This window comes from Tepidimonas fonticaldi (genome assembly GCF_007556755.1).
GTDB classification, from domain to species: domain Bacteria; phylum Pseudomonadota; class Gammaproteobacteria; order Burkholderiales; family Burkholderiaceae_C; genus Tepidimonas; species Tepidimonas fonticaldi.
In genome coordinates, this window is sequence record NZ_VJOO01000002.1 from 25,255 (window position 1) to 49,208 (window position 23,954).

Consider the following 23,954-nt stretch of genomic DNA (forward strand, 5'->3'; position numbering starts at 1 on the left):
GCGCCATGTCCCTGCAACAGCCGCGCCCGGTCCGCGCGTCCGCCCCGCCGCCCCTCACGGACGGGCGGTTCGCCGCCCGTACCGCCCTTCGCCCGTGGTGGCGGTGGTCGGTTTGGGGGGCGGGCTTGGCGGTGCTCGCCGCGCTGGCGGGCTGTGGCACGCCGGCACCGCGCCCCGGCGCCGCCTCGGCACCGGCCACGTCGGACCGCGACTTCGGCTACGACGGAGGGTCGGTGACGGCCACGCAGACGGGTGCGGCCTGCGAGCTGCGCTGGCAGGGTGCGCTCCATGCCGGCGCCGTGCCCCGGTTGCGCCAGGCTCTGGATGCGGTGGACCGGCAGCGCTGCGAACGCCGCACGCTCGTGCTCGGCGCCGTGGACGGGGCCGTGGGCGAAGCCATCACCATCGGCGCGATGGTGCGCAACCGGGGCTGGGACACGGCGATTGCGCCCGGGGGTCTGTGCCGCTCCCCCTGCTGGCTGGTGTTTGCCGCCGGCGCCCAGAGGCACATGGCCGATGGCCCGACGCCGGCGCGGGTGGTGTTCAGCCAGATTCCGCCCGACGCGGACTTTGGCCACCAGACTTGCGCCACCGAACTCAGCCGCGCGCAGCAGTTGACGCTGACGCGCTACCTGCGCGCCATGCTGCCGCCACCGACCGCGACCGCCGTGTACCAGAAGCTGCTGGCGGCCGACTGCCGCAGCGCCGAGGCGTACGGGCCACAGCAGGCCCGGCTGATCGGGTTGGCCACCGGGCCGGGCGGCAGCCTGCCCTGACCCGTGGGCAGCGCGCCTTCAGTGCGCCTGCTCCCAGTTGGCGCCGACGCCCACCTCGGCCACCAGCGGCACGCGCAGGGTCGCGACGCCGGCCATCAGGCGCGGCACCTCGGTGCGCACCCAGTCGATCTCTTCCGGCGGCACCTCGAACACCAGTTCGTCGTGCACCTGCAGCACCATGCGCGTGCGGCGCTGCTGCTCGTCCAACGCGCGCTGCACCGCGACCATGCTCATCTTGATCAGGTCGGCGGCCGTGCCCTGCATCGGCGCGTTGATGGCCGCGCGCTCCGCTGCAGCCCGCCGCGGCCCGTTGGGGGAATTGATTTCGGGCAGCACCAGGCGGCGGCCGAACACGGTCTCCACATAGCCGCGCGCCTTGGCCTGGGCCCGCGTGCGGTCCATGTAGTGGCGCACCCCGGCAAACCGCTCGAAATAGCGCTCGATGTAGTTCTTGGCCGCCGTCGCGTCGATGCCCAGCGCCTTGGCCAAGCCGTAGGCGCTCATGCCATAAATGAGGCCAAAGTTGATCACCTTGGCATAGCGGCGCTGCTCGGGACTGACCAGCTCCGGCGGCAGGCCAAACACCTCGGCCGCCGTGGCGCGGTGCACATCCTGCCCTTCGGCAAACGCGCGCAGCAAGGCCGCGTCCTCGCTCAGGTGGGCCATGATGCGCAGCTCGATCTGCGAATAGTCGGCGCTGGCGATGGACCAGCCCGGGGGCGCCACGAAGGCCTCGCGAATGCGCCGCCCCTCGGGCGTGCGGATGGGGATGTTCTGCAGATTGGGATCGTTGCTGGCCAGCCGCCCGGTGACGGCGACGGCCTGCGCATAGTGGGTGTGCACCCGCCCCGTGACGGGGTGGATCATGCCGGGCAGCTTGTCGGTGTAGGTGCCCTTGAGCTTGGAGAGGCTGCGATGCTCCAGGATGCGCGCCGGCAGCGGATAGTCCTCGGCCAGTTTTTCCAGGACCTCCTCGTCGGTGCTTGGCGCGCCGGTGGCGGTCTTTTTGACCACGGGCAGGCCCAGCTTGCCAAAGAAAATCTCGCCGATTTGTTTGGGCGAACCCAGGTTGAAGGGCTGGCCCGCCAGCGCGTGCGCCTCGGCCTCCAGCGCGGCGATGCGCTCACCCAGGACTTGGCTTTGCCGTCGCAGCGCCTCGGCATCGATCAGCACGCCCTGGCGCTCCATGCGGAACAGCACGTCGGAGACGGCCACCTCCAACTCGTAGATGCGCTGCAAGGCCGGCTCGGCCTGCAGCCGGGGCCACAGCACCTGATGCACGGCCAGGCACATTTCCGCATCCTCGCAGGCGTAGGGGGCGGCGCGCTCCAGCGGCACCTGCGCAAACGGGATTTGCGCCGCCCCCTTGCCGCACAGATCCTCGTAGCTCAGGCCGCGGCGCCCCAGATGGCGTTCGGCCAGGCTTTCCAGGTTGTGGGGCTTGTGCACCTCCAACACATAGCTCTGCAGCAGTGTGTCGTGGACGTAGCCGCGCACGGCGATGCCGTGGTTGGCCCACACATGCCGGTCGTACTTGACATGCTGGCCGCACTTGGGAGCGGCGGCATCCTCCAGCCAGGGCCGCAGCCGCTCCAGCACCGCGTCGAGGGGCAACTGCGCCGGCGCGCCCGGATAGTCGTGGGCGAGGGGGATGTACGCCGCCTCCCCGGGTGCGACGCTGACCGACAGGCCCACGAGGCGGGCGCGCATCGCATCCAGCGAGGTCGTTTCGGTGTCCAGCGCCACCAGGGGCGCAGTGCGCAGGCGGGCCAGCCACGCATCGAGCGTGGCCCAGTCGAGCACCGTCTCGTAGCGCAGGGCGGGCGCGGGCGGCGGATCGCCAAACAGCGTGCCCTGCGCCGCCGCCGCGGGGGTGGGGGCGGCGGCCGCGTCGCCTTCGCCGCCCAGCGCCCGGGCCAGCCCCTTGAAGCCATAGCGCTGATAGAACGCCCGCAGCGCCTCGGTGTCGGGGGCTCGCTTGCGCAACGCCTCCAGCGAGGGCAGGCCGGGCACATGGCCATCCAGGTCGCAGTCGGTGCGTATCGTCAGCAGTTGACGGCCGGTGGGCAGCCAGTCCAGGGCACGCCGCAGATGGTCGCCGGCCGCCCCCTTGATTTCGTGGGCGCGCGCCACGATGGCATCCAGCGAGCCATAGGTCTGCAGCCACTTGGCGGCCGTCTTGGGGCCGACCTTGTCCACGCCGGGCACGTTGTCGATCGCGTCGCCGACCAGGGTCTGAAAATCCACCATCAGCCGGGGCGGCACGCCAAACTCCGCCTCCACCCCGGCGACGTCGCGCACCTTGCCCGTCATCGTGTCGATGATGGTGATGCGCTCGTCCACCAGTTGGCTCAGGTCCTTGTCGCCGCTGGAGACGATCACGCGCCAGCCCTGGGACGCGGCCGTCTTCGCCAGGGTGCCGATCACGTCGTCGGCCTCCACCTCGGGCACGTCGAGCACGGGCAGGCCGAGCAGCCGGATGACCTCGTGGATGGGGGCGATCTGGGCGCGCAGGTCGTCCGGCATCGGCGAGCGGTGCGCCTTGTACTCCGGATACAGGGCGTCGCGAAACGTCGGCCCGGCCGCGTCAAATACGACGGCGATGTGGTCGGAGGGATGCTCCTTCTGCAGCGCCTGCAGCATGTTGATCATGCCGCGGATCGCCCCGGTCGCGGGGCTGGTGGGATCGCCAGGCACAGCCCTCAGGTCGGGCATGGCGTGGTAGGCGCGGTACAGGTAGCTGGAGCCATCCACCAGCACGAGCAGCGGGGCGTCGGGGTCGCGGTCGGTCATCGCGCTATTGTGCATGGCCGATTGCCTACAATCGGGGCGTCATGCTCCAACCGCCCCGCCCCACCGCCCGCGACGGCCGGCGCCACGCCGCGGCCGCCGGATACGCCCAGCCCCTGCGCCACGCCCTCGGCGTGGCCGCCGTGCTGTTCGCCTGCTCGGCCACGGCTCAACCCGCCGACAGCGCCCCGGCGGCCGCCACGGCGCCGGAGCCCAAGGTCGAACGCCTGGTGCATCAGGACGGCCACAGCCGCATCGAGGAACTGCGCGTGGGCGGCCAGACCCGCACGATCGACGTGCGCACCCGCTCCGCCCTGCCGGGCTACGAGGTGCGGCCGATCGACCCCGGCGTCGGGGATGAGCGCTCGGGGGCCGGATCGCGCCGCTGGCGCGTGCTTGCGTTCTGATCCGCCATGGCCGTCTTCACCGAGGTGGGCCGCGACGAGGCCGCGGACCTGATGCAGCGGCTCGGCCTGGGCCGCCTGGTCGACATGGCGGGCTGCGCCGGGGGCATCGAAAACACCAACTACTTCGTCAGCACCGAGCGCGACGGCCAGCGGCACGAATGGGTGCTGACCCTGTTCGAGCGGCTGACCGCGCAACAGCTCCCCTTCTATCTGTACCTGATGAAGCATCTGGCCGGCAAAGGCATCCCCGTGCCCGATCCGCAGGCCGATGCGAGCGGCGCCATCCTGCACACGGTGCGGGGCAAGCCCGCCGCCGTGGTCAACCGGCTGCGCGGCCACCACGAGCTGGCCCCCGGCCCCGAGCACTGCGCCCAGCTCGGCGCGATGCTGGCGCGCATGCACCTGGCGGGGCGGGACTACGACCGCGAGCAGCCCAATCTGCGCGGGCTGGCGTGGTGGAACGAGACGGTGCCCGTGATCCTGCCCCACCTGGCCCCGGAGCAAACGGCGCTGCTGACGGCCGAGCTGGCCTATCAAAACCACATCGCCGCCACCCCCGCGTACCAGGGACTGCCGCGCGGCCCCATTCATGCCGACCTGTTCCGCGACAACGCCATGTTCGAGGACGGGCGCCTCAGCGGTCTGTTCGATTTTTACTTCGCGGGCTGCGACACCTGGCTGTTTGACATTGCGGTGTGTCTGAACGACTGGTGCATCGACCTGGCCGATGGTGCGACAGACCCCGTGCGCACACAGGCCCTGCTCGACGCCTACCAGTCGGTCCGCCCGCTGACCGCCGCCGAGCGCGAGCTGCTGCCCGCGATGCGCCGTGCCGGTGCGCTGCGGTTCTGGATCTCGCGCCTGTGGGACTGGTACCTGCCGCGGCAGGCGGCCGTGCTCAAGCCGCACGACCCCACCCACTTCGAGCGGGTGCTGCGCGCCCGCCTCGCCGAGTGTTGACCCGCGCCCACCCCCGATGAAGCTGCACCGCGTCCCCGCCCGCACCGGCCTGCTCTGGGTCCGGCTGGGCCTGCGCACCTTTTTTCGCCAGCCCCTGGCCATGGCCGGGCTGTTCTTCCTGTTCATCATGGGGGTGAGTGTGCTCGCCATGGTACCGGTGCTGGGCGCGCCCCTGGCCCTGGCGCTGCTGCCGGCAGCCACCCTGGGCCTGATGGCCGCGACCAAAGAGGCCGACAGCGGCCGCTTCCCGATGCCGACGGTGCTGGCGAGCGCCTTTCGCGCCGGGCGCGAGCGCGTGCGGGCGATGCTGCTGCTCGGCGGGCTGTACGCCCTGGGGTCGGTCGTCGTGATGACGCTGGCCGCGTGGCTGTCCGGCGCGCCGGCCGATGCGGCCCTCGAAGGGGCCGAGACGGCGCTGACCGAGCCGGCCGTGCTGCGCAATCTGGCCTGGCAGGCGGTCCTCTACATTCCGCTGGGGCTGCTGTTCTGGCATGCGCCGGCCCTGGTCCACTGGCACGGCATCCACCCGGTCAAGAGCCTGTTTTTCAGTCTGGTGGCCTGCTGGACCAACAAAGGGGCGCTGCTGGTGTTCATGCTCGGCTGGTCGGCGGTGTTCTTTGGGGTGTCGCTCGTGCTCGTGCTGCTGGCGTCCGCACTGGGCGGGGCGTCGGCGATGCAGGTGCTGGTGTTCCCGGCCGCGTCGCTGCTGAGCGCGGCGTTCTTCACGTCGCTGTATTTCACCTTCCGCGACAGCTTTCTGACCGACGAGGGCGAGCCCCCGGCCTGAACCGTCAGCCCCACCGCTCGGGGCGGTACGGCGCCGGATCGACGAAGGGCGGCTCGCCCGCGATCATCTCCGCCAGCAACCGGCCGGCCACCGGACCCAAGGTGAAGCCCTGGTGCGAATGCCCGAAGTTGAACCACAGGCCCGGGTGGCGCGGCGCCGCCCCCATGATGGGGAGCATGTCCGGCGTGCAGGGGCGCGCCCCCAGCCAGGGCGGTTCATCCAGCGCCCGGCCCAGATCCATGAGCTCGCGCGCGGCCGCCTCGGCCCGGCGCACCTGAACCGGCGTGGCGGGCGCATCGCGGTGGGCAAATTCGGCACCCGTGGTCAGGCGCAGTCCCCGGCGCATGGGCACCAGGACGAAGCCCCGCTCGGCGTCCAGCGCCGGCCGCTGCAAGACCCCGCCCCCGGTGTAGTGCTGGTGGTAGCCGCGTTTGACGAACAGCGGCAGCCGGTAGCCCAAGCGTTGCAACAGGGTGTCGGACCACGGCCCGAGCGCCACCACGGCGACCGGGGCCTCGATGGCCCCGTCCGGCAAGGGCAGGCGCCACCCCCGCCCATGCGGGGTCAGGGCCGTGGCGTCGCCCCGGACCAGACGGCCGCCACGCTGCACGAACAGCCGCGCGTAGGCGCTGACCAGCTCCGCTGGATCGCGCACGGACCAGGGATCCTGCCAATGCACGGCCCCCGCCAGCGGGTGGCGCAACGCCGGCTCGGCCTGGGCCAGACCGGCGGCATCGAGCACAGTACAACGCAGGCCAAACGCCAGCGCCAGCCGCTCGGCGTCGCGCGCGGCCGCCTCCCACACGCGCCCCGTGCGGTACACGTCCAGGTAGCCGACCGGCCGGACCGCCTCGGCCGCGCCGGCCTGCTCGATCAACGGCCGGTGCTCGTCCAGGCAATGCTCGATCAAGCGGGCATAGGCCTGCACCTGCCGCGGATACCGCGCCGGCCCGGAGTCGACGAAATAGCGCCACAGCGGGCGCACCAGGGACGGCAGCGCCGACAGGTGGTAGTGCACATCCACCCCCAGGCCCAGGGCAGCCTGCAGCAGCTTGCCCCACTGGCGCGGGAATGGGTAGGGCTCTACCGCCTCGCGCTGGATCAGGCCGGCGTTGCCCAGCGACGTCTCCTGCCCCGGCTCGCGGCGATCGACCAGCACGACGTCGTAGCCGCGCTGCTGCAGATGCAGCGCGGTGCAGGTGCCAATCATGCCGGCCCCCAGCACGAGGGCCTGTCGGTCGGCGGCAGCAGCGTTCGTCATGGATTCGGTGGGCAGTAATCGGGGGATCAGGCCACGGGGGTGAGCTTGGCGACGGCCAGCGCCAGCCATTTGGTGCCGTGGCGCCGAAAATCCACCTGGGCCCGGGCATCGGCCCCCTGCCCTTCGATGGCCAGCACCCGGCCTTCGCCAAACTTGGTGTGGAAGACCGCCATGCCGGTGCGGATCTCGGCCCCGCTGGCGCTGACGGCCGGCTCGCTGCGGGCCGGCGCCCGCGCCACCGGAATGCCCGCCATGCCGGCGGGCCGATCATCGCCCAGGGCGCTGCGGCCCCAGGCGGGCTGCGCGACGGGCATCGCTGCGGCCCCGGCGCCCCCGGCGGCCCAGCCACCGCCCCAGCCCCCCGCCGCGCGCGCGCGGCGCGGGCTGAGCCATTGCAGGCTGTCTTCCGGCAACTCGTCCAGAAACCGGCTGGGAATGTGGTAGCGGGTCTGCCCGTGCAGCATGCGGGTCTGCGCATGCGTGAGGTAGAGCCGCCGGCGCGCCCGCGTGATGGCGACGTACATCAGCCGGCGCTCCTCTTCCAGCCCATCCAGGCTGGACAGGCTGTTCTCGTGTGGAAACAGCCCCTCCTCCAGCCCGGTGATGAAGACAGCGTCGAACTCCAGCCCCTTGGCCGCATGCACCGTCATCAGCTGCACCGCCGCCTGACCGGCCTGCGCCTGGTGGTCCCCGGCCTCCAGCGCCGCATGGGTCAGGAAGGCGACCAGCGGGCTCACGGTCTCGCCCGTCTCGGTCTCCACCCCGGCGGACACCGGCGCCGCCGGCCCGGTCTCGTCCAGCGGCAGCGCCACGGCCTCGCGGCCAAAGCCCTCCTGGCTGACGAAGCTCTCGGCGGCGTTGACCAGCTCTTCCAGGTTTTCGATGCGCTCGGCCCCCTCGCGCTCGGCGCGGTAGTGCTCGACCAACCCGCTGTCGGCCAGCACGCCTTCGATGATCTCCCGCAGCGGTCGGCCGACGCTGCGCTCACGCATCACGTCCAGCTTGGCAACGAACGCCACCAGATGGGCGCCGCCCTTGCCCCCCACGGCCGTGACGGCGTCGTGCAGCGAGCAGCCGCCCTCGCGCGCGGCCTGCTGCAGCTGCTCGATGGTGCGCGCCCCGATGCCGCGTGGCGGGAAGTTGACCACGCGCAAAAAACTGGTGTCGTCGTGCGGATTCTCCAGCAGGCGCAAGTAGGCCAGCGCATGCTTGATCTCGGCCCGCTCGAAAAAGCGCAGCCCCCCATAAACGCGATATGGAATGCCGGCGTTGAACAGCGCGCCCTCCAGCGCCCGGCTCTGGGCGTTGCTGCGGTAGAGCAGCGCAATCTCCTGCGGCGGCAAGCCGTCCTGGCGGGTGAGCTGGCGGATCTCGTCGATCACCCACTGCGCCTCCTCGAAGTCGCTGGGCAGCTCCACGACGCGCAGGCGGTCGCCCTCGCCCTGCTCGGTGCGCAGGTTTTTGCCCAGGCGCTGGCGGTTGTGGTCGATCAGGTGGTTGGCCGCGTGCAGGATGTGCCCGACGCTGCGGTAGTTTTGCTCCAGCTTGATGGGCGCGTCGATGCCAAACTCGCGCACGAAGTCGCTCATATTGCCCACGCGCGCACCGCGAAAGGCGTAGATGCTCTGGTCGTCGTCGCCGACCGCCATCACCGCATTGCCGCATGGGACGAAGCGCCCGCCCGACTCGTCACCGGCCAGCAGTTTGATCCACGCGTACTGCAGCCGGTTGGTGTCCTGGAACTCGTCGATCAGCAGGTGGCGAAAGCGCCGCTGGTAGTGCACCCGCAGAGGCTCGTGGTCGCGCAGCAGCTCGTAGGAGCGCAGCATCAGCTCCCCGAAGTCCACCACCCCCTCGCGCTGACACTGCTCCTCGTAGCGGCGGTAGAGCTCGATTTTCTGCCGCGTGTCCTCGTCGCGCGCGGCCATGTCCCGCGGGCGCAGCCCGTCCTCCTTGGCGCCGGCGATGAACCACTGCAGCTCCTTGGGTTTGACGCGTTCCTCATCGACGCCCAGGGCCTTGAGCAGCCGCTTGATCGCGCTGAGCTGATCCTGCGTGTCCAGGATCTGGAAGGTCGCCGGCAAACCCGCCAACGCATGGTGGGCCCGCAGCAGCCGGTGGCACAGGCCGTGGAAGGTGCCGATCCACATGCCGCGCACGTTGAGCGGCAGCAGGGCCGACAGACGCGCCAGCATCTCCTTGGCGGCCTTGTTGGTGAAGGTCACCGCCAGAATGGCGCCGGGCGAGGCCTGCCCCGTGGCCAGCAGCCACGCGATGCGGGTGGTCAGCACCCGCGTCTTGCCAGAGCCGGCGCCGGCCAGCACCAGCGCATGCACCGGCGGCAGCGTGACGGCGGCGAGCTGTTCCGGGTTGAGGGCGCGCAGCAGCGGATGATCGGGCGGCAGGGACGGCGGGGCCCGGTGGGGGGTGGCCCCGTCGGCGAACAAATCGGTCATGCGGCGATTGTAGGCAGCGGCCCCAGTCCAACGCCCCCAGCCGGCGGCCTCAGTTGCGCGGGCGCTGCGGCGGCTCCAGCGTGATTTCCACGCGCCGGTTTTGCGCGCGTCCCTGCGGGGTGTCGTTGGAGGCAAGCGGCCGCGTGTCCGCCAGGCCGGTCGCGCGCAGGCGCGTCGGATTCAGGCCCCGGGCCTCAAGCTGGCGCACGACGCTGCTGGCCCGCGCGGCGGACAGCTCCCAGTTGGAGGGGAAACGGGCGGTCTGGATGGGGACGTTGTCCGTGTGCCCCTCCACCACGATGGTGTAGTCCGGCACGCGGTTGAAGGCGGGCAGCAGCCGGTCGATGATGGCCTGCCCCGCCGGCGTCAGCACCGCCTCGCCGGAGGGGAACAACACCTCGGACGGGATGCGAAAGCTCACCCCCTCGTCGCGCACCAGCACCTGGATGTCCTTGCCCAGGTCCCCCAGGGCGAGGGACGGGGACGGCGCGGGCTCACTCGCGGGCGGCGCATCGGTGCCCGGCCGCGGTTCGAGCGCATCGGGCTGGCGTTGCTCGGTGGGATGCGTCCCCGGCCCAGGCGTGGCCGATGGTCGCTCGACCGGCGGCACGATGCTGCCCCCGCCGCCCGGCAGCACCTGCCCGGCCACGGCGGGCACCTGTCCCTGCGCCTCGGGCCGGCCCAGCGGCGGCTTGCGCTTGATCGGCTCGGAAAACGCCAGCATCACCACGAGCATGACGAGCAGCAGCGTCACCACATCCAGATAGGTGAGCAGCCAGGTCTCCTCCTCCGGCACGGGGTCGGGGTCGGCATGCCAGCGCTGGTAGCGCCCTTTTTGCAGGGGGCCGGGCCTCGCGGGCGCAGCCGACACGGGGGCCGGCGCCCGCCCCGGCCCCGCCGCCGGGCACTGTCGGGCCGGAGGCGGTGTCGCGGATTTCATCCTCGCGGTGCGCGACGAAGGAGTTGAGCGTCTCGCGCATCAGCGACGGGCTGCGGCGCGCGCACATCATCGAAATGCCCTGCAGCACCATATTCATGAGCACGATGCGCTGCTCGGTGCGGCGCTCCAGCTTGACGGCCACGGGTTTGAACACCAGGTTGGCCAACAGAATGCCGTAGAACGTCGTCATCAGGGCCACGGCCAGGTGTTTGCCGATCACGACCAGGTCCCCGCTGGCGATCACGTCCATCAGGTTGATCAGGCCGACCAGGGTGCCGATCATGCCGAAGGCGGGCGCGTAGCTGGCCATGACGCGAAAGAGCTGCGCCTCGGCCGCCTCCTTGGCTTTCATGCGCGAAATCCGCCACTGCAGCAGGTCCAGGATGTCCTCTTCCGGGATGCGGTCGATGACCAGCTGCACCCCCGTGCGCAGGAAGGGATTGGAGATGCGCGGCAGCGCCTTCTCGACCATCACCGGGTCGTCGCGCATCCACAGGCGCGAGACGTCCACCAGCTCCTCGATGTCGCGCTCGGTGTACAGGCGCTCGTTGCGCATGACGGTGCCAATGAGCTTGAAAACCCGCAGCACCTCGCCCATCGGGTAGCTCAGGAAGGTGGCGGCCATGGTGCCCACCAGGACGATGCCGATGCTCGGCCAGTCGATGAACAGCCAGGGATCGTCGGCCGCAAACAGGATCAGGACGCCCAGCAGGACGACGCTGGCGACCATGCCGATCAGGGTGGAGGGATTCATCCGCACGCGCTCCAAGGGGGCGGCATCGCCCCATGCGGGCTATTGTGCCCCAGCCAACTGGCATAGAATCAAGCACCGGGCCCAAACGTTGGAGCCCGGTTTTTGTGTCCACCGCCCCGTGCTGGCGGCTTCGGACCCGGCCGGCTCCAAATCAAGCGCTCGCAGCCATTGGGCCGCGCACTGCCACAACGCGCCGCCCGCCCCCACTGCAACCCCGGAGCCTTGACCATGGAAATCTTCGACTACGACAACGTCCTGCTGCTGCCGCGCAAATGCCGCGTGGAAAGCCGCAGCGAATGCGACACCTCGGTGGAGTTTGGCGGCCGGCGCTTCAAGCTGCCGGTGGTGCCGGCCAACATGAAGACGGTGCTGGACGAGCGCATCAGCGAATACCTGGCCGCCAACGGCTACTTTTACGTCATGCACCGCTTCGACCTGGACAGCGTGGCCTTTGCCAAGCGCATGCGCGAGCAGGGCCTGTTCGTCTCCATCAGCTCCGGCGTCAAGGCGGCCGACTACGCGGTGATCGACCGGCTCGCCGCCGAGGGCGTGGGGGCCGACTACATCACCATCGACATCGCCCATGGCCACGCGGACAGCGTGCGCAAGATGATCGAGCACATCAAGCACAAGCTGCCGCAGACCTTCGTGATTGCCGGCAACGTGGGCACGCCCGAGGCCGTGATCGACCTGGAAAACTGGGGCGCGGACGCCACCAAGGTCGGCATCGGGCCAGGCAAGGTGTGCATCACGCGGCTCAAGACGGGCTTTGGCACCGGCGGCTGGCAGCTCTCGGCGCTCAAGTGGTGCGCGCGGGTGGCGACCAAGCCCATCATCGCCGACGGGGGCATCCGCCACCATGGCGACATCGCCAAAAGCGTGCGCTTTGGCGCCGCGATGGTGATGATCGGCTCGCTCTTCGCCGGCCACGAGGAATCCCCCGGCCAGACGGTGGAGGTGGACGGCAAACTCTACAAGGAGTACTACGGCTCGGCCAGCGACTTCAACAAGGGCGAGTACAAGCACGTCGAAGGCAAGCGCATCCTGGAGCCGCTCAAGGGCAAACTCGCCGACACCCTGCGCGAGATGCAGGAGGACCTGCAAAGCTCCATCAGCTACGCCGGCGGGCGCACCCTGGCCGATCTGCGCAAGGTGAACTACGTGATCCTCGGCGGCGAAAACGCCGGCGAGCACCTGCTGATGTGACGGCAGGGCGCGCGCCGCGCCCCCACTCGTCCCCGCCCCTCAACCGCCGGCGGGGATGCCAAAGACCAGCTGCATCGCCAGGGCGTGCAGCCGGGTGCCGGGCAGACTCAGGTCCTCCAGCACGCTGAAGTGGTTGCGCCCCGCGATGCGCTCGACCACCGGTACGCGGCGCGCGCCCCAGGCCTTGCGCATCACGCCGTTTTGGCGCAGGAACTCCGCACTCTCGTCCCCGCCGACCACAGTGTAGAGCGTGCCGGTGGCGGGCGCGGGCAGCCGGGCCGGGCTGACCCGCTGGACCTGCTCGGGGGTCAGGCGCAGCGACGCCTGCAAAAACGGCACCCGACTCACGGGCTCCAGGTCGTACAACCCGGAGATGGACAACGCGCCCTTGACCAGATCCGCCGGCAGACCGCGGCGCACGCGCGGCCACTCACACAGCATCAGCTGTGTGGCCAGATGGCCACCGGCCGAGTGGCCCACCAGATACACCCGCGCGGGGTCGCCCCCGTGCTCGGCCGCATGGGCGTGCACCCAGTCCACGGCCCGCACCATCTGCATCACGATGTCCGGGATCGTCACCGCGGGGCACAGGGCGTAGTTGGGCACCACGACGCATGCGCCCTGGTTGCGAAAGGGCACGGCCAGAAACGAATGCTCGGATTTGTCGAGCGAGCGCCAATAGCCCCCGTGGATGAAAACCACCACGGGGGAGCCGGCCGCGCGCGCGGGGAAGATGTCCAGCGTCTCCTGCGGGCCGCTGCCATAGGGCACATCCAGCACGCAGGGGTGCGCCTCCCGGGCGTCCTCGGACGCCTCGGCCCAGCGCGCAAAGTGCATCGCGTGCTCGGGCACCAGCGCCCGGTTGTTGTACATGCGGTCCAGCCATTCGGGGCTTCGGCGCGCCATGGTGTCTCCTCTTGCGGGCGGTGATGCCCGCAATGTTCGCACACCCGGCGGCGCCGGCCTCCGGATCGGCCGCAAAACTGCGCGGCAGCGGCTCAGCGCGGCGCGCGGCGCGGGGCCGATTCCGGGCGCCGTCCGCGCGGCGCCCCGGGGCGCCCGCCCCAGCCGCGGTGGCCGTCGGGACGGCGCGCGTGGCGCGGCGTGTCGATGGGCCGCTGCGGCTCCAGGCCCGGGATCGTCAGGGCCGGGATCGGCTGGCGGCTGAAGGCCTCGATGGCACCAATGCGGCGGCGGTCGCGCGGCTCGGCCATGGTGACGGCCAGACCGCGGCGCCCGGCCCGACCGGTGCGCCCGATGCGGTGCACATAGTCCTCGGCCTTCATCGGCAAGCCGTAGTTGAAGACATGGGTGATGGTGGGCACGTCGATGCCGCGGGCAGCCACATCGGTGGCCACCAGGATCTGCACCTGTCCTTGCCGCAGCGCCTGCAGCCGGCGGTTGCGCAGCCCCTGGCTGAGGGCCCCGTGCAGGGCCACGGCGGCAAAGCCCGCATGCTGCAGATCTTGCGCCAGCTCATCGCACTCGATTTGCGTGCTGGCAAACACGATGGCCTGCTCGATCGCCTCGTCACGCAGCCAGTGGTCCAGCACCCGGCGCTTGTGCGAAGGGCTGTCGCACCAGTACAGGCGCTGCTCGATGTGGGTGTGGCGGTCCTGCGCCGTCTCCAGCGCGACGCGCTGCGGCTCGCGCATGATGCGCGCGGCCAGCGCCTGGATGCGCGGCGCGAAGGTGGCGCTGAACATCAGCGTCTGGCGGCGGCCTTCGGTCAGGCGGTGGATCTCGGCCAGATCCTCGGCAAAGCCCAGGTCCAGCATGCGGTCGGCCTCGTCGAGGACGACGTGCTGCACCGCATCCAGCCTCAGATGGCCGCCGCGGTGCAGGTCGAGCAGGCGCCCCGGGGTCGCCACCACCACGGCCGCGCCGGCCAGGCGCTGCAGTTGCACCGCATAGGGCATGCCGCCCACCACGGTCGCCACGCGCAGGCCGCGCGTGTGGCGCAGCAGGTCCACGGCGTCGTGCGCCACCTGTTGGGCCAGCTCCCGCGTGGGGCACAGCACCAGCGCCTGCGGCGCCGCCGGCTCGAAGCGACCGCGCCCCGGTCCGCGGCCGCGGCGGGCGGACTCGCGCACGGGCTCGGCCACGGCCTGTCGGCACAGGGCGTCCAGCACGGGAAGCAAATAAGCGGCGGTCTTGCCGCTGCCGGTCTGGCTGGACACCATCAGGTCGGCACCGTCCGCATCGCGGGCCAGGGCTGGCGGGATGGCCGCCTGTTGTACGGGGGTGGGCTTAACGTAGCCGAGGTCGGCCACGGCACGCAGCAGGGGTTCGGCCAGGCCGAGCGCGGCAAAGCCGCCGTCGCAGCCGGTGGCTGCAGGGGTCGAAGGGTTCATGGTTGGGATCCGTCAGGTTGTCATCACATCGACTACCAACGAATCAATCCTTCCACGGGACCGGCAAGCAGCAGATGCAACAAAAAACCGGCGCCGAGTAGCGCCGGATGACCGCATTATGGCACAGATTCGGTGTCAGCGGGTCAGCAGCAGCTCCACCACCCGGAACAGCACCGCCGCCAGCATCGCCGTCGCGGGCACCGTGACGATCCACGCCGCGACGATGCGCAGCACCACCGAGCGCTTGACGATCTCCTGCTTGTACGCCTTCTTGAAGGCCTTGCGCTCCTTCTTGCTGAACCAGTCCGGCGCCAGCTCGCCGCGGCGCTCCAGATCCTTGGCGCGGCGCTTCATCTCCGCCAACATGCGCTTTTTCTCGTCCACGGGCGCGGCTTCGAAGCGGTTCAGATACGCCTCGACCGCCTCGCGGTCCTCGCCCTGGTGGGCGGCGCGGACGACGGCCTCCATCTTGGCGTAGTTGACCTTGAGCAACTCCCGCAGAAAGCCCACCCCGAACACCGCACCGATCGAGACATGGGTGGTGGACACGGGCATGCCGAGCTGGGACGCGACGATCACCGTCAACGTCGCCGCCATCGCGATAGCGTAGGCGCGCATGCGGTCCAGCTCGGTGATCTCCTTGCCCACGGTCATGATCAACTTGCCGCCGTACAGCGCCAGCCCGAGCGACAGGCCCAGCGCCCCCAGCACCAGGATCCACAGCGGCGTCGCCGCCGTGGCCACCACGGCCCCGTGCAGGACCGCCTCGTAAATCGCCGCCAGCGGTCCGATCGCATTGGCCACATCGTTGGCGCCGTGCGCAAAGCTCAGCAACGCCGCGGCAAACACCAGCGGCCATGTGAACAGCTCGTTGACCGCGGACTTGGTCCCGGGCAGCGCGGCCGCACGGCGTGCGATGGGCCCGCGGATGACCGCATAGGTCAGCGCGGCGGCCACGAAGCCGGCCAGCACCGCCTGCCAGAACCCGATCTTCATGACGTTGTTGAGGCCCTTGAGCAGCATGTAGGTCGCAAAGGCCCACGCCATGGCCGCAATCAGCAGCGGCACGCGGCGCCCGGCCGCCGTTGCCATGTCGGCCTGGTAGGTGATCGAGCGCTTGATGAAGTACAGGACGGCCGCCGCGACGGCCCCACCGAACAGGGGCGAGATGACCCAGCTCGCCACGATGGCGCCGATGGTGCCCCAGTTGATGACCGTCCAGCCGCCGGCCGCGATCCCCGCGCCGGCCACCGCCCCGATGATGGAATGGGTGGTCGACACCGGCGCGCCGAGCACCGTGGCCAGGTTCAGCCACAACGCCCCCGCCAGCAAGGCGGCGAGCATCAGCCAGGTGAAGCGCTGGGGTTCGGCGAAGGAGCGCATATCGATGATGCCGCCCTTGATGGTGCCGACGACGTCGGCCCCCGCCACGATGGCGCCCAGCGCCTCGAACAGGGCCGCCACGAGGATCGCCCCGCCGAGGCCAATGGCGCCGGAGCCGACCGGCGGCCCCATGTTGTTGGCCACGTCGTTGGCGCCGATGTTCATCGCCATGTAGGCGCCGATGGCCGCGGCGATGATCAAAAACCACAGGGCCTGGGTGGACAGCCCCGCCACGGCTTTGACCGAGACGGCGGCGTACAAACCGGCCGCAACCAGACCGGCGACGGCCGCGGCCAGCCGCAGCGACTGCTCGAGCTGCTCACGGCCCGACCGGGTAACGGGGGACAGGATGGCGGACATGATGACGTGTCACGGAATAGTCAAAATTCCGCGAGCATACACCGGGCCGCCGGGCCCGCCCGCTCAGGCCGACAGGCGCAGGAAGTGTTCGCGGTAGTGCGCCAGCTCGTCGATGGATTCGTGCACGTCGGCCAGTGCCGTGTGGCGCTGCTGCTTCTTGAACGCGCCATAGACCTCCGGCCGCCAGCGCCGCGCCAGTTCCTTGAGGGTGCTCACGTCCAAATTGCGGTAATGGAAATAGGCCTCCAGCCGGGGCATGTAGCGGACCAGAAAACGGCGGTCCTGCCCGACGCTGTTGCCGCACATGGGCGATGCGCCCTTGGGCACGTAGCGCCCGATGAAGTCGAGCAACTGCTGTTCGGCCTCCGCCTCGGTCACGCGGCTGGCCTTGACCTTGTCGATCAGGCCGCTGCGCCCGTGCGTGCCCTTGTTCCAGGCGTCCATGGCGTCGAGCACGGCGTCGCTTTGGTGGATCACCAGCACCGGTCCCTCGATGCGCGGATGCAGGTGCGGGCCGGTGACCACCACGGCCACCTCCAGCAGGCGCTCGGCCTCGGGGTCCAGGCCGGACATCTCGCAGTCGATCCAGACCAGATTCTGGTCGCTCTTGGGCAAGGTCAGGGCCTCGGCGGACAGCGGTTCAGGCAGGGTGTTGGAGCTCGTCATGGCGCCCATTGTCGCCGACGCGCGGGCACGACATTGGCTAGACTGCGCGCATGGACACCGCCCTGCCCGCGCACCTGCTCTGGACCTGGACTTTCGTGGCCCTGCTGGTGGCCGGCCTGCTGCTGCGGGGCTGGCTGTACGCCCGCCAAATCCGGCACGTCGCGCGCCACCGCAACCGGGTGCCCGCAGCGTTTGCGCCCCACGTCAGCGCCGAGCAGCACGCCAAGGCCGCCGCCTACACGATCGACAAGACGCGGCTGGCGTTGACCGAGGCGGTCTGGAGCGCAGCCATCCTGGTTGGCTGGACCCTGCTCGGCGGGCTCGACCGGCTCAATCAGGCGCTGTTGCAGTGGCTGGGGGACGGGCTGCCGCAGCAGGTCGCGCTCGTGGGGGCCTTCTTTGCCATCGGCGCGCTGCTGGAGCTGCCGCTAGCGTGGTGGCGCACCTTCCGGCTGGAAGCCGCCCACGGGTTCAACCAGATGACGCCGGGTCTGTGGGTGGCCGACGGGCTCAAGGGCGCGGCCGTGGCAGCGGCCCTGGGCCTGCCGCTGGCGGCTTTGGTCCTGTGGCTCTACGACGCCGCGGGCCCCACCTGGTGGCTGTGGGCCTGGCTGGCCTGGATGGCCTTCAACACCACGCTGTTGCTGCTCTATCCCCGCGTCATCGCGCCCCTGTTCAACCGCTTCGAGCCGCTGACCGACGCCCACCTGCGCGAGCGCGTCGAGTCCCTGCTGGCCCGCTGCGGCTTTCGCGCCGCGGGGGTGTATGTGATGGACGGCAGCCGGCGCAGCGCGCACGCCAACGCCTACTTCACCGGGTTTGGCCCCGCCAAGCGCGTGGTGTTGTTCGACACCCTGCTGCAACGCCTGGAAGCGGCCCAGATCGATGCCGTGCTCGCGCATGAGCTGGGGCATGCCCACCACCGGCATGTGCTCAAGCGCCTGGTGTGGATGGGGCTGGGCAGCGGGGCCGCGCTGGCGCTGCTGGGCTGGCTGTCGCAACAGCTGTGGTTTTACTTTGGTCTGGGGGTGACGCCCAGCCTGACCGGCAGCAACGCCGCCCTGGCCCTGTTGCTGTTCGGGATGGTGTTGCCCCTGGCGGGGGTGTTCGTCGCGCCGCTGTTCAGTGCCCTGTCCCGCCGCGATGAATACCAGGCCGACCGCTACGCCGTGCAGCAGACGGGCCCGAGTGCGCTGGCGGGCGCCCTGCTCACGCTGTACCGCGACAACGCCAGCACGTTGACGCCGGACCCCTGGTTCGTGCGCTTCTTTTATTCCCACCCCCCGGCGGCGGACCGGCTGGCGCGCCTGGGACCGGTCAGGGAGCCCGCATGAACCGGCGCCGCGACGCCACCGCCCCCCTGCCAGGTGCGCACGACGGCCTGGTCGTTGCCACCTATGGCCGACACCTGCTGGTCGAAGCAGACGACCGCACCCGCACGCGCTGCCACCCGCGCGGCAAACGGCAAGAGGCCGTGGTCGGCGACCGGGTGCGCTGGACGCCCTCCGGTGACGAGGGCGTCGTCGATGCCGTGCTGCCGCGCCGCAACGTGCTGTTCCGCCAGGACGCGCTGCGCACCAAGGTGTTCGCCGCCAACCTGGATCAGGTGCTGGTGCTGCTGGCGGCAGAGCCGACGTTTGCCGAACCCCAGCTGGCCCGCGCGCTGATCGCAGCCCGGCAGGCCGGAATCGAGCCGTTGATCGCCCTGAACAAACGCGATGTGCAGCCCGCCTTCGCCGAGGCATGGGCGCGTCTGGCGCCCTACCGCGCCATGGGCGAAACCGTGCTGCCGCTGCAACTGCAAGGGGACGATGCGAGTGCCGACGCGGACCTGGCCGCATTGACCGAGCGGCTGCGCGGACGGGTGACCCTCGTGATGGGGGCCTCCGGCGTGGGCAAGAGCACCCTGGTCAACCGGCTGGTGCCCCATGCGCAGGCCGACACCCAGGCCATTTCGCGCGCGCTGGGGACCGGCCGGCACACGACCACCCGAACGAGCTGGTACTGGCTGGATGACGGGCACGGCGGCGCCCTGATCGACTCGCCGGGGTTCCACGAGTTTGGGCTGCACCACATCGCCCCCGAGGCCCTGGCGCGATGGATGCCCGACCTGGCCCCCTACGTCGGGCAGTGCCGCTTTCACAACTGCACCCACCGGCGCGAACCCGGCTGCGCGATTCAGGCGGCCATCGCCCCGCACGGGCCGATCGCCCCGCACCGCTGGCGGATGTACCATAACCTGTACGAGGAATTGGCCGCGGCGCGCACGCCCTGACCCTTGGCCCCCGCCCCTTGACCGCCTGAACCGACAGGCGGCAGGTCAAAAGATGCGTGCCAGCAGCGCAAGCGCCAGCAGCAGCAACCACAGCACGACACTGCGCCACACCAGCCCCACCACACTGGCCAGGTGGGCGAGCTGCGGCTCGGGCAAATCGGCGGTCAGGGGCTCCTCCCCCACGACGCCGCGGGACAGGCGCACCTGGATGGCGCCCTCGGCCACCGACAGCAGCAGGTCGTCGCTGGGCTCCTGCCAAGGCCGGCGCTGCTGCCGCCAACGCTCCAGCGCATCCTCGAAGTGGCCCACGACGGCAAACCCCAGGACGGTCACCCGCGCCGGCCCGGCGTCGATCCAGCACCACGCCCGCTGGGCTAACCGGGCCACCGGCTCGCTCACCGGGGCATCCGGACGCCGCGTGCCGCCCCAAGCCTGTGCCAGCCACGCGGCCAAGCGGTACAGCACCGCCCCCGCCGGCCCCAGGCCGAATGCCGCCAGCACCACGAACCAGACGAACACCCCAAACACATGTCGGTGCGACGACAGGATGGCATGAGCGATGACGCGCCGCAGCAACTCCTCGCGTGGCCACTCGACGGCATCGCCCCCTTGCCACTGCGCGAACAGGGCCCGCGCGCGCGCCTCGTCGCCCGACTCCAGCGCCGCGCGAATCGCCGTGAAGTGGTGGCTGAACTGACGAAAGCCCAGGGTGACATACAGCACAGCCACCGTCCACACGAACGCCAGCAAGCCGCTGGCCCGCGCCAACAGAGCATGGACGAGGGCGGTCGCCAGCACCGGCACCCCCAGCGCCACCGTCCAGACCAGCCAGCCATGCACCGCATGCCCGGCGTCGAACTGGCGCTGCACCCACGCCGCCCAGGCCCCGGCGGCGCCCAGCCACGGCGCCTGCGGCCCGGGGCGCCGCGCCTGGTCGAGCACGAGGGCGATCAGGACCGCGAAAAATGTCATGCGCGGATCATAGCGGCCGCCCCGGCCAGAAGGAACCGATACAGGTTGCGCAGCATGCCCGCGGTCGCGCCCCAGATGAAGCGCTGGCCCTGCGGATCGTCGTAGGGCATGGACAGCCAGCGCCGCGTCACGCCGCCCCAATCGACCTCGTGGTGGCGATGGTGGCGGGGGTCCATCAGAAAATCCAGCGGCACCTCGAAGGCCTCGGCCACCTCCTGTGGATTCGGGCGCCACGGTCCGCTCGGGCGCACCAGACCGACCACTGGCGTGATCTCGAAGCCCGAGCCGGTCGCATACACCGGCAGGGTGCCGAGCGGCTCCACCCACTCCGGGGCCACGCCGACCTCCTCCGCCGCCTCGCGCAAGGCGCAGCGCACCGGGTCGCCCGCATCGCCGGCATCCAGCTTGCCCCCCGGGAAGGCCACCTGTCCGGCGTGCGTGGGCAGGTGCGCGGTGCGCTGCGTCAGCAGCACCGTCGGCCGCGCGCGCCAGACCAGGGGCACCAGCACCGCCGCGGGCTTGGGCGGCCCATCGACCCAGCGCGGCTCCGCGCGAATCTCGGGCGTCCACACCGGCGGCCGGGCGAACCAGCCGCGCAAGTCCTGCTCACCCAGTCGCTCCACGGGCACGCGGGGCAACCCGTCGTCCCGGGCAACGACGGGCACCTGGCGAGGATCGAACGCGGGGAGGGTCAAGGTCGTCTCCGTTGGGGGCCCCATTGTGCCGCGGCCCGCTCATGCATGAATTGCATGGCCGCATGGGAAACCGGCTTTGGACAAGCCCGGCGGGCACGCCTATGCTGCGCGCCATGTTCAACTCTTGCACCGGATGACATGAGCTTGCATCCCGACACCACCGCCCCCCGGCACGCCTTGCCGTCCTACCTGGATCCGCACCACCTGGGCCCCTGGGGCATCTTTTTGCAACAGGTGGATCGCGTCACCCCGCACCTGGGCAACCTCGCGCGCTGGGTGGAAACGCTCAAACGCCCCAAGCGCATCCTGGTCGTGGACGTGCCGATCCAAATGGACGACGGCTCCATCGCGCACTTCGAGGGCTATCGGGTGCAGCACAACACCTCACGCGGGCCGGGCAAGGGGGGCGTGCGCTTTCACCAGGACGTCACGCTCTCCGAGGTGATGGCGCTCGCGGCCTGGATGTCGATCAAGAACGCCGCCGTCAACGTGCCCTTTGGCGGCGCCAAAGGGGGGGTGCGCGTCGATCCCAAGCAGATGTCCATGGGCGAGCTGGAGCGCCTGACCCGCCGCTACACGAGTGAGATCGGTCTCATCATCGGCCCGACCAAGGACATCCCTGCGCCGGACGTGAACACCAACGAACGCGTCATGGCCTGGATGATGGACACCTACTCGATGAACGTGGGGGAGACGGCCACAGGGGTCGTCACTGGCAAGCCGATCAGCCTGGGCGGCTCGCTCGGCCGCCACGAGGCAACCGGCCGCGGCGTCTTCACGGTCGGGGCGGAGTCGGCGCGGCGCATCGGGCTGGACGTGGCCGGTGCGCGGGTGGCGGTCCAGGGCTTCGGCAACGTGGGCGGCATCGCGGCCAAGCTGTTTGCCGAGGCCGGCGCCCGCGTGGTCGCCGTGCAGGACCACGCCGGCTGCGTGTACCGCGAATCCGGCCTGGACGTGCCGGCGCTGCTCGCCCACGTCAAGCGCACGGGCAGTGTCGCCGGCTTCGAAGCGGCCGAGGCCCTGGAGCGCGACCGCTTCTGGGACGTGCCCTGCGACATCCTGATCCCGGCCGCCCTGGAGCAGCAAATCACTGCCGCCAACGCCCACCGCATCACGGCCCGCCTCATCATCGAAGGCGCCAACGGCCCGACCACCCCGGACGCCGACGACATCCTGCGCGACCGGGGCGTGCTCGTCGTGCCGGACGTGGTCGCCAACGCCGGGGGCGTGACGGTCAGCTACTTCGAGTGGGTGCAGGATTTCTCCAGCTACTTCTGGAGCGAGGAAGAGATCAACGAGCGCCTGATCCGCATCATGAAAGGCGCGCTGGACGCCGTGTGGCAAGTGGCCGAAGACAAAGGCGTGAGCCTGCGCACCGCCACCTTCATCGTGGCGTGCGAGCGCATCCTGCGCGCGCGCGATCTGCGTGGGCTCTACCCCTGAAACCCCCTGCTCACTCCGCCCGGGACCGCGCTACTGCAGCGGCCCCTTGAGCAGCGGCAGATCCGGCAGCGGCAGCACGGGAACGCCCTCCTCCAGCAAGGCCGCGGCCTCGTCCGGCGTCGCGACACCGCGGATGCTGCGCGCCTCGGCCTCGCCATGGTGGATGGCCCGCGCCTCGGCGGCGAAACGCTCGCCCACGTCCTCGCTGTCCTGCACCCAAGCGCGCAGCACCCGCAAGACGCGGGCCTGCTGTTCGGGCGACAGGGGCGTCGATCCTTCCGCTGGCGCGACTTGGGGGGGCGAGGGCCGCTGCCCCTCGGGCGACTCGGCGCGCCGGGTCTGCACATACGGCGCGCTCAGTTGCTTTTCGATCGCCTGATCGCCGCACACCGGGCATTCGAGCAGGCCGCGCGCCGACTGGTCGCGAAAGTCCTCTTCCGACGCAAACCAGCCCTCGAAGCGGTGCCCATGGGCGCAGGCCAGATCGAGCACCTTCATGGGCGCTCCTGCTCCACCGCCTGCGCGTCGCGCCAGGCCTCGGCCGCCCGCCACTCCAGCGGGCAGGCACCCATTGTCACATTCTGCCACCACAGCAGCGCGGCCAGCGTCTTGCCGTCGGTGACTTCGCCGCGCCACACCGCTTGCAGCAGCGCCGCGGGGCTAACCGCCAACACGTCCAAAAACTCCCCCTCGTCGAGCCGGCGCTCCCCCTCGCACAGGGCGCGGGCAAACCAGATCTCGATCACCTCGTCCGAATATCCGATGGCGGGATGCAGCACGCCCGCGCGCGCCCACTCACCGGCTTGGTAGCCCGTTTCCTCGCGCAACTCGCGCTCGGCACAGACAAACGACGGCTCCCCCGCATCCCGCTTGCCGGCGGGGAACTCGATCATCGCGCGCCGCACCGGATAGCGATACTGCCGCTCGAGCACCAGCCGCCCGTCCGCCAGCATCGGCACGACCAGCACTGCGCCCGGATGCCGCAGATACTCACGCCCAGCCTCGCGGCCATCGGGCAATTGGACACGGTCCCGGCACAGCGACAGAAAGTGCCCCTGCCACACGGTCGATGTCTCGCGGCAGACTTCGACCAGGTGCGCAGGATGTCGCTCGGGCACGAGCGCGGCATCGGACACGGCGGCCCTCCAGAGCCCTCAGCGGCGCATCAGGTAGCGGAACACGAACCCCGGAAAGGCCAGGGTCAGGAACATCGATGCCGTCACGGCATAGAACTCCCAGCCCTGCGGGTAGATCTGCCCGAGGTTCTGCTCCAGCCCCAGGGCCGCGGCGCCGACGACGAAATACAGCACCGTCAGCTCACCCACCCGCCCCCACAGCGGCTTGACGCCGCCGCGGGCGGGCCATACGGCCATCCAGCGCTCGTTGACGAAAGGCAGGTTGGCGCCCACGAGCGCCAGGGCGATCACCAGGCCGACGGCCAAATCCAAACTCATGCGCGGACTCTAGCG

Annotated in this window: 21 protein-coding genes and 1 pseudogene; 8 read left to right on the plus strand and 14 right to left on the minus strand. The window is 70.6% G+C overall.

Annotated features, from left to right (window positions below):
• Positions 1-5 precede the first annotated feature (5 nt).
• Positions 6-776 carry a hypothetical protein gene (locus Tfont_RS01255; RefSeq protein ID WP_143968167.1) on the plus strand — a complete coding sequence of 257 codons (771 nt, stop codon included), beginning with the start codon at positions 6-8 and terminating at the stop codon, positions 774-776.
• 18 nt (positions 777-794) lie between these two features.
• Here the strand turns inward: Tfont_RS01255 and polA are convergent, their stop codons facing one another.
• Positions 795-3,569, minus strand: coding sequence for a DNA polymerase I (gene polA / locus Tfont_RS01260; RefSeq protein WP_143968168.1), 2,775 nt, complete (start codon positions 3,567-3,569; stop codon positions 795-797).
• Positions 3,570-3,610: 41 nt separating this feature from the next.
• Here polA and Tfont_RS01265 point away from each other — a divergent pair, with 41 nt between their 5' ends.
• Genes Tfont_RS01265 through Tfont_RS01275 form a run of 3 tightly spaced genes read left to right on the plus strand, consistent with a single transcriptional unit; the run spans position 3,611 to position 5,720 of the window.
• A complete protein-coding gene (locus tag Tfont_RS01265) occupies positions 3,611-3,973 on the plus strand; it encodes a hypothetical protein (RefSeq protein WP_082955458.1) in 363 nt (120 codons plus the stop codon).
• 6 nt (positions 3,974-3,979) lie between these two features.
• Positions 3,980-4,933 carry a homoserine kinase gene (locus Tfont_RS01270; RefSeq protein WP_068609228.1) on the plus strand — a complete coding sequence of 318 codons (954 nt, stop codon included), beginning with the start codon at positions 3,980-3,982 and terminating at the stop codon, positions 4,931-4,933.
• A gap of 16 nt (positions 4,934-4,949) precedes the next feature.
• Positions 4,950-5,720 carry a BPSS1780 family membrane protein gene (locus Tfont_RS01275; protein WP_068609226.1) on the plus strand — a complete coding sequence of 257 codons (771 nt, stop codon included), beginning with the start codon at positions 4,950-4,952 and terminating at the stop codon, positions 5,718-5,720.
• Between the two features lie 4 nt (positions 5,721-5,724).
• Here Tfont_RS01275 and Tfont_RS01280 read toward each other — a convergent pair whose 3' ends face one another.
• The 4 genes and pseudogenes from Tfont_RS01280 to Tfont_RS14945 all read right to left on the minus strand — a co-directional run.
• Complete coding sequence (locus Tfont_RS01280) at positions 5,725-6,981, minus strand: NAD(P)/FAD-dependent oxidoreductase (protein ID WP_082955457.1); 1,257 nt, start codon at positions 6,979-6,981, stop codon at positions 5,725-5,727.
• Between the two features lie 26 nt (positions 6,982-7,007).
• Entirely contained in the window at positions 7,008-9,437 is a 2,430-nt protein-coding gene (locus tag Tfont_RS01285) for a UvrD-helicase domain-containing protein (RefSeq protein WP_068609224.1), read from the minus strand.
• Between the two features lie 49 nt (positions 9,438-9,486).
• Positions 9,487-10,233, minus strand: coding sequence for an OmpA/MotB family protein (locus Tfont_RS14620; protein WP_260682226.1), 747 nt, complete (start codon positions 10,231-10,233; stop codon positions 9,487-9,489).
• A gap of 295 nt (positions 10,234-10,528) precedes the next feature.
• A pseudogene (locus tag Tfont_RS14945) lies at positions 10,529-11,131 on the minus strand (motility protein A); the annotation flags it as partial.
• Positions 11,132-11,359: 228 nt separating this feature from the next.
• On the opposite strand from Tfont_RS14945, the gene Tfont_RS01300 reads away from it, so the two are divergent.
• Positions 11,360-12,337, plus strand: a complete 978-nt coding sequence (locus tag Tfont_RS01300) for a GMP reductase (protein ID WP_068609219.1) — start codon at positions 11,360-11,362, stop codon at positions 12,335-12,337.
• A gap of 39 nt (positions 12,338-12,376) precedes the next feature.
• On the opposite strand, the gene Tfont_RS01305 is transcribed toward Tfont_RS01300, so the two are convergent.
• The 4 genes from Tfont_RS01305 to orn form a co-directional block, all read right to left on the minus strand.
• The gene (locus Tfont_RS01305; protein WP_068609217.1) at positions 12,377-13,243 is read right to left on the minus strand and encodes an alpha/beta hydrolase; all 867 of its coding nucleotides are present in this window, start codon (positions 13,241-13,243) and stop codon (positions 12,377-12,379) included.
• Between the two features lie 92 nt (positions 13,244-13,335).
• Positions 13,336-14,691: a DEAD/DEAH box helicase gene (locus tag Tfont_RS01310; protein ID WP_068609214.1), complete on the minus strand. Its 1,356-nt coding sequence runs from the start codon at positions 14,689-14,691 to the stop codon at positions 13,336-13,338.
• Between the two features lie 135 nt (positions 14,692-14,826).
• Positions 14,827-16,434 carry an inorganic phosphate transporter gene (locus Tfont_RS01315; RefSeq protein WP_143968171.1) on the minus strand — a complete coding sequence of 536 codons (1,608 nt, stop codon included), beginning with the start codon at positions 16,432-16,434 and terminating at the stop codon, positions 14,827-14,829.
• Positions 16,435-16,497: 63 nt separating this feature from the next.
• A complete protein-coding gene (gene orn, locus Tfont_RS01320) occupies positions 16,498-17,100 on the minus strand; it encodes an oligoribonuclease (RefSeq protein ID WP_185974446.1) in 603 nt (200 codons plus the stop codon).
• Positions 17,101-17,150: 50 nt separating this feature from the next.
• On the opposite strand from orn, the gene Tfont_RS01325 reads away from it, so the two are divergent.
• Together Tfont_RS01325 and rsgA are read left to right on the plus strand one after the other, a co-directional pair.
• Entirely contained in the window at positions 17,151-18,434 is a 1,284-nt protein-coding gene (locus Tfont_RS01325; RefSeq protein ID WP_143968173.1) for a M48 family metallopeptidase, read from the plus strand.
• On the plus strand, positions 18,431-19,375 hold the full coding sequence (gene rsgA / locus Tfont_RS01330; RefSeq protein ID WP_143968174.1) for a ribosome small subunit-dependent GTPase A: 945 nt from the start codon (positions 18,431-18,433) through the stop codon (positions 19,373-19,375). The genes Tfont_RS01325 and rsgA overlap by 4 nt, the downstream gene beginning before the upstream one ends.
• 45 nt (positions 19,376-19,420) lie before the next feature.
• Here rsgA and Tfont_RS01335 read toward each other — a convergent pair whose 3' ends face one another.
• Both Tfont_RS01335 and Tfont_RS01340 read right to left on the minus strand, forming a co-directional pair.
• A complete protein-coding gene (locus Tfont_RS01335; protein ID WP_143968175.1) occupies positions 19,421-20,347 on the minus strand; it encodes a CobD/CbiB family protein in 927 nt (308 codons plus the stop codon).
• On the minus strand, positions 20,344-21,066 hold the full coding sequence (locus Tfont_RS01340) for a CoA pyrophosphatase (RefSeq protein ID WP_068609201.1): 723 nt from the start codon (positions 21,064-21,066) through the stop codon (positions 20,344-20,346). Before Tfont_RS01340 ends, Tfont_RS01335 begins: the two co-directional genes overlap by 4 nt.
• A 114-nt stretch (positions 21,067-21,180) precedes the next feature.
• On the opposite strand from Tfont_RS01340, the gene Tfont_RS01345 reads away from it, so the two are divergent.
• Positions 21,181-22,485 (plus strand): Glu/Leu/Phe/Val family dehydrogenase, encoded by a 1,305-nt coding sequence (locus tag Tfont_RS01345; protein ID WP_143968176.1) that lies wholly within the window; start codon positions 21,181-21,183, stop codon positions 22,483-22,485.
• Positions 22,486-22,515: 30 nt separating this feature from the next.
• Here the strand turns inward: Tfont_RS01345 and Tfont_RS01350 are convergent, their stop codons facing one another.
• From Tfont_RS01350 to Tfont_RS01360, 3 genes are read right to left on the minus strand one after another with little or no spacing between them, the layout of a single operon-like run.
• Positions 22,516-22,983 carry a DUF1178 family protein gene (locus tag Tfont_RS01350; RefSeq protein WP_068609192.1) on the minus strand — a complete coding sequence of 156 codons (468 nt, stop codon included), beginning with the start codon at positions 22,981-22,983 and terminating at the stop codon, positions 22,516-22,518.
• Positions 22,980-23,621, minus strand: a complete 642-nt coding sequence (locus tag Tfont_RS01355) for an NUDIX domain-containing protein (protein WP_260682227.1) — start codon at positions 23,619-23,621, stop codon at positions 22,980-22,982. Before Tfont_RS01355 ends, Tfont_RS01350 begins: the two co-directional genes overlap by 4 nt.
• Positions 23,622-23,639: 18 nt before the next feature.
• Positions 23,640-23,939 (minus strand): DUF2818 family protein, encoded by a 300-nt coding sequence (locus Tfont_RS01360; RefSeq protein ID WP_068609189.1) that lies wholly within the window; start codon positions 23,937-23,939, stop codon positions 23,640-23,642.
• Positions 23,940-23,954 lie beyond the last annotated feature (15 nt).

What these genes read in the sequence shown, in the direction of transcription:
- Tfont_RS01270 (WP_068609228.1), top strand. Translation starts at nt 3,980, where the DNA reads ATGGCCGTCTTCACCGAGGTGGGCCGCGACGAGGCCGCGGACCTGATG.
- Tfont_RS01345 (WP_143968176.1), top strand. Translation starts at nt 21,181, where the DNA reads ATGAGCTTGCATCCCGACACCACCGCCCCCCGGCACGCCTTGCCGTCC.
- polA (WP_143968168.1), bottom strand. Translation starts at nt 3,569, where the DNA reads ATGACCGACCGCGACCCCGACGCCCCGCTGCTCGTGCTGGTGGATGGC.
- Tfont_RS01325 (WP_143968173.1), top strand. Translation starts at nt 17,151, where the DNA reads ATGGACACCGCCCTGCCCGCGCACCTGCTCTGGACCTGGACTTTCGTG.
- Tfont_RS01265 (WP_082955458.1), top strand. Translation starts at nt 3,611, where the DNA reads ATGCTCCAACCGCCCCGCCCCACCGCCCGCGACGGCCGGCGCCACGCC.
- Tfont_RS01305 (WP_068609217.1), bottom strand. Translation starts at nt 13,243, where the DNA reads ATGGCGCGCCGAAGCCCCGAATGGCTGGACCGCATGTACAACAACCGG.
- Tfont_RS01335 (WP_143968175.1), bottom strand. Translation starts at nt 20,347, where the DNA reads ATGACATTTTTCGCGGTCCTGATCGCCCTCGTGCTCGACCAGGCGCGG.
- Tfont_RS01310 (WP_068609214.1), bottom strand. Translation starts at nt 14,691, where the DNA reads ATGAACCCTTCGACCCCTGCAGCCACCGGCTGCGACGGCGGCTTTGCC.
- Tfont_RS01285 (WP_068609224.1), bottom strand. Translation starts at nt 9,437, where the DNA reads ATGACCGATTTGTTCGCCGACGGGGCCACCCCCCACCGGGCCCCGCCG.
- Tfont_RS01275 (WP_068609226.1), top strand. Translation starts at nt 4,950, where the DNA reads ATGAAGCTGCACCGCGTCCCCGCCCGCACCGGCCTGCTCTGGGTCCGG.
- Tfont_RS01255 (WP_143968167.1), top strand. Translation starts at nt 6, where the DNA reads ATGTCCCTGCAACAGCCGCGCCCGGTCCGCGCGTCCGCCCCGCCGCCC.
- Tfont_RS01350 (WP_068609192.1), bottom strand. Translation starts at nt 22,983, where the DNA reads ATGAAGGTGCTCGATCTGGCCTGCGCCCATGGGCACCGCTTCGAGGGC.
- orn (WP_185974446.1), bottom strand. Translation starts at nt 17,100, where the DNA reads ATGACGAGCTCCAACACCCTGCCTGAACCGCTGTCCGCCGAGGCCCTG.
- rsgA (WP_143968174.1), top strand. Translation starts at nt 18,431, where the DNA reads ATGAACCGGCGCCGCGACGCCACCGCCCCCCTGCCAGGTGCGCACGAC.
- Tfont_RS01280 (WP_082955457.1), bottom strand. Translation starts at nt 6,981, where the DNA reads ATGACGAACGCTGCTGCCGCCGACCGACAGGCCCTCGTGCTGGGGGCC.
- Tfont_RS01360 (WP_068609189.1), bottom strand. Translation starts at nt 23,939, where the DNA reads ATGAGTTTGGATTTGGCCGTCGGCCTGGTGATCGCCCTGGCGCTCGTG.
- Tfont_RS01300 (WP_068609219.1), top strand. Translation starts at nt 11,360, where the DNA reads ATGGAAATCTTCGACTACGACAACGTCCTGCTGCTGCCGCGCAAATGC.
- Tfont_RS01340 (WP_068609201.1), bottom strand. Translation starts at nt 21,066, where the DNA reads ATGGGGCCCCCAACGGAGACGACCTTGACCCTCCCCGCGTTCGATCCT.
- Tfont_RS01315 (WP_143968171.1), bottom strand. Translation starts at nt 16,434, where the DNA reads ATGTCCGCCATCCTGTCCCCCGTTACCCGGTCGGGCCGTGAGCAGCTC.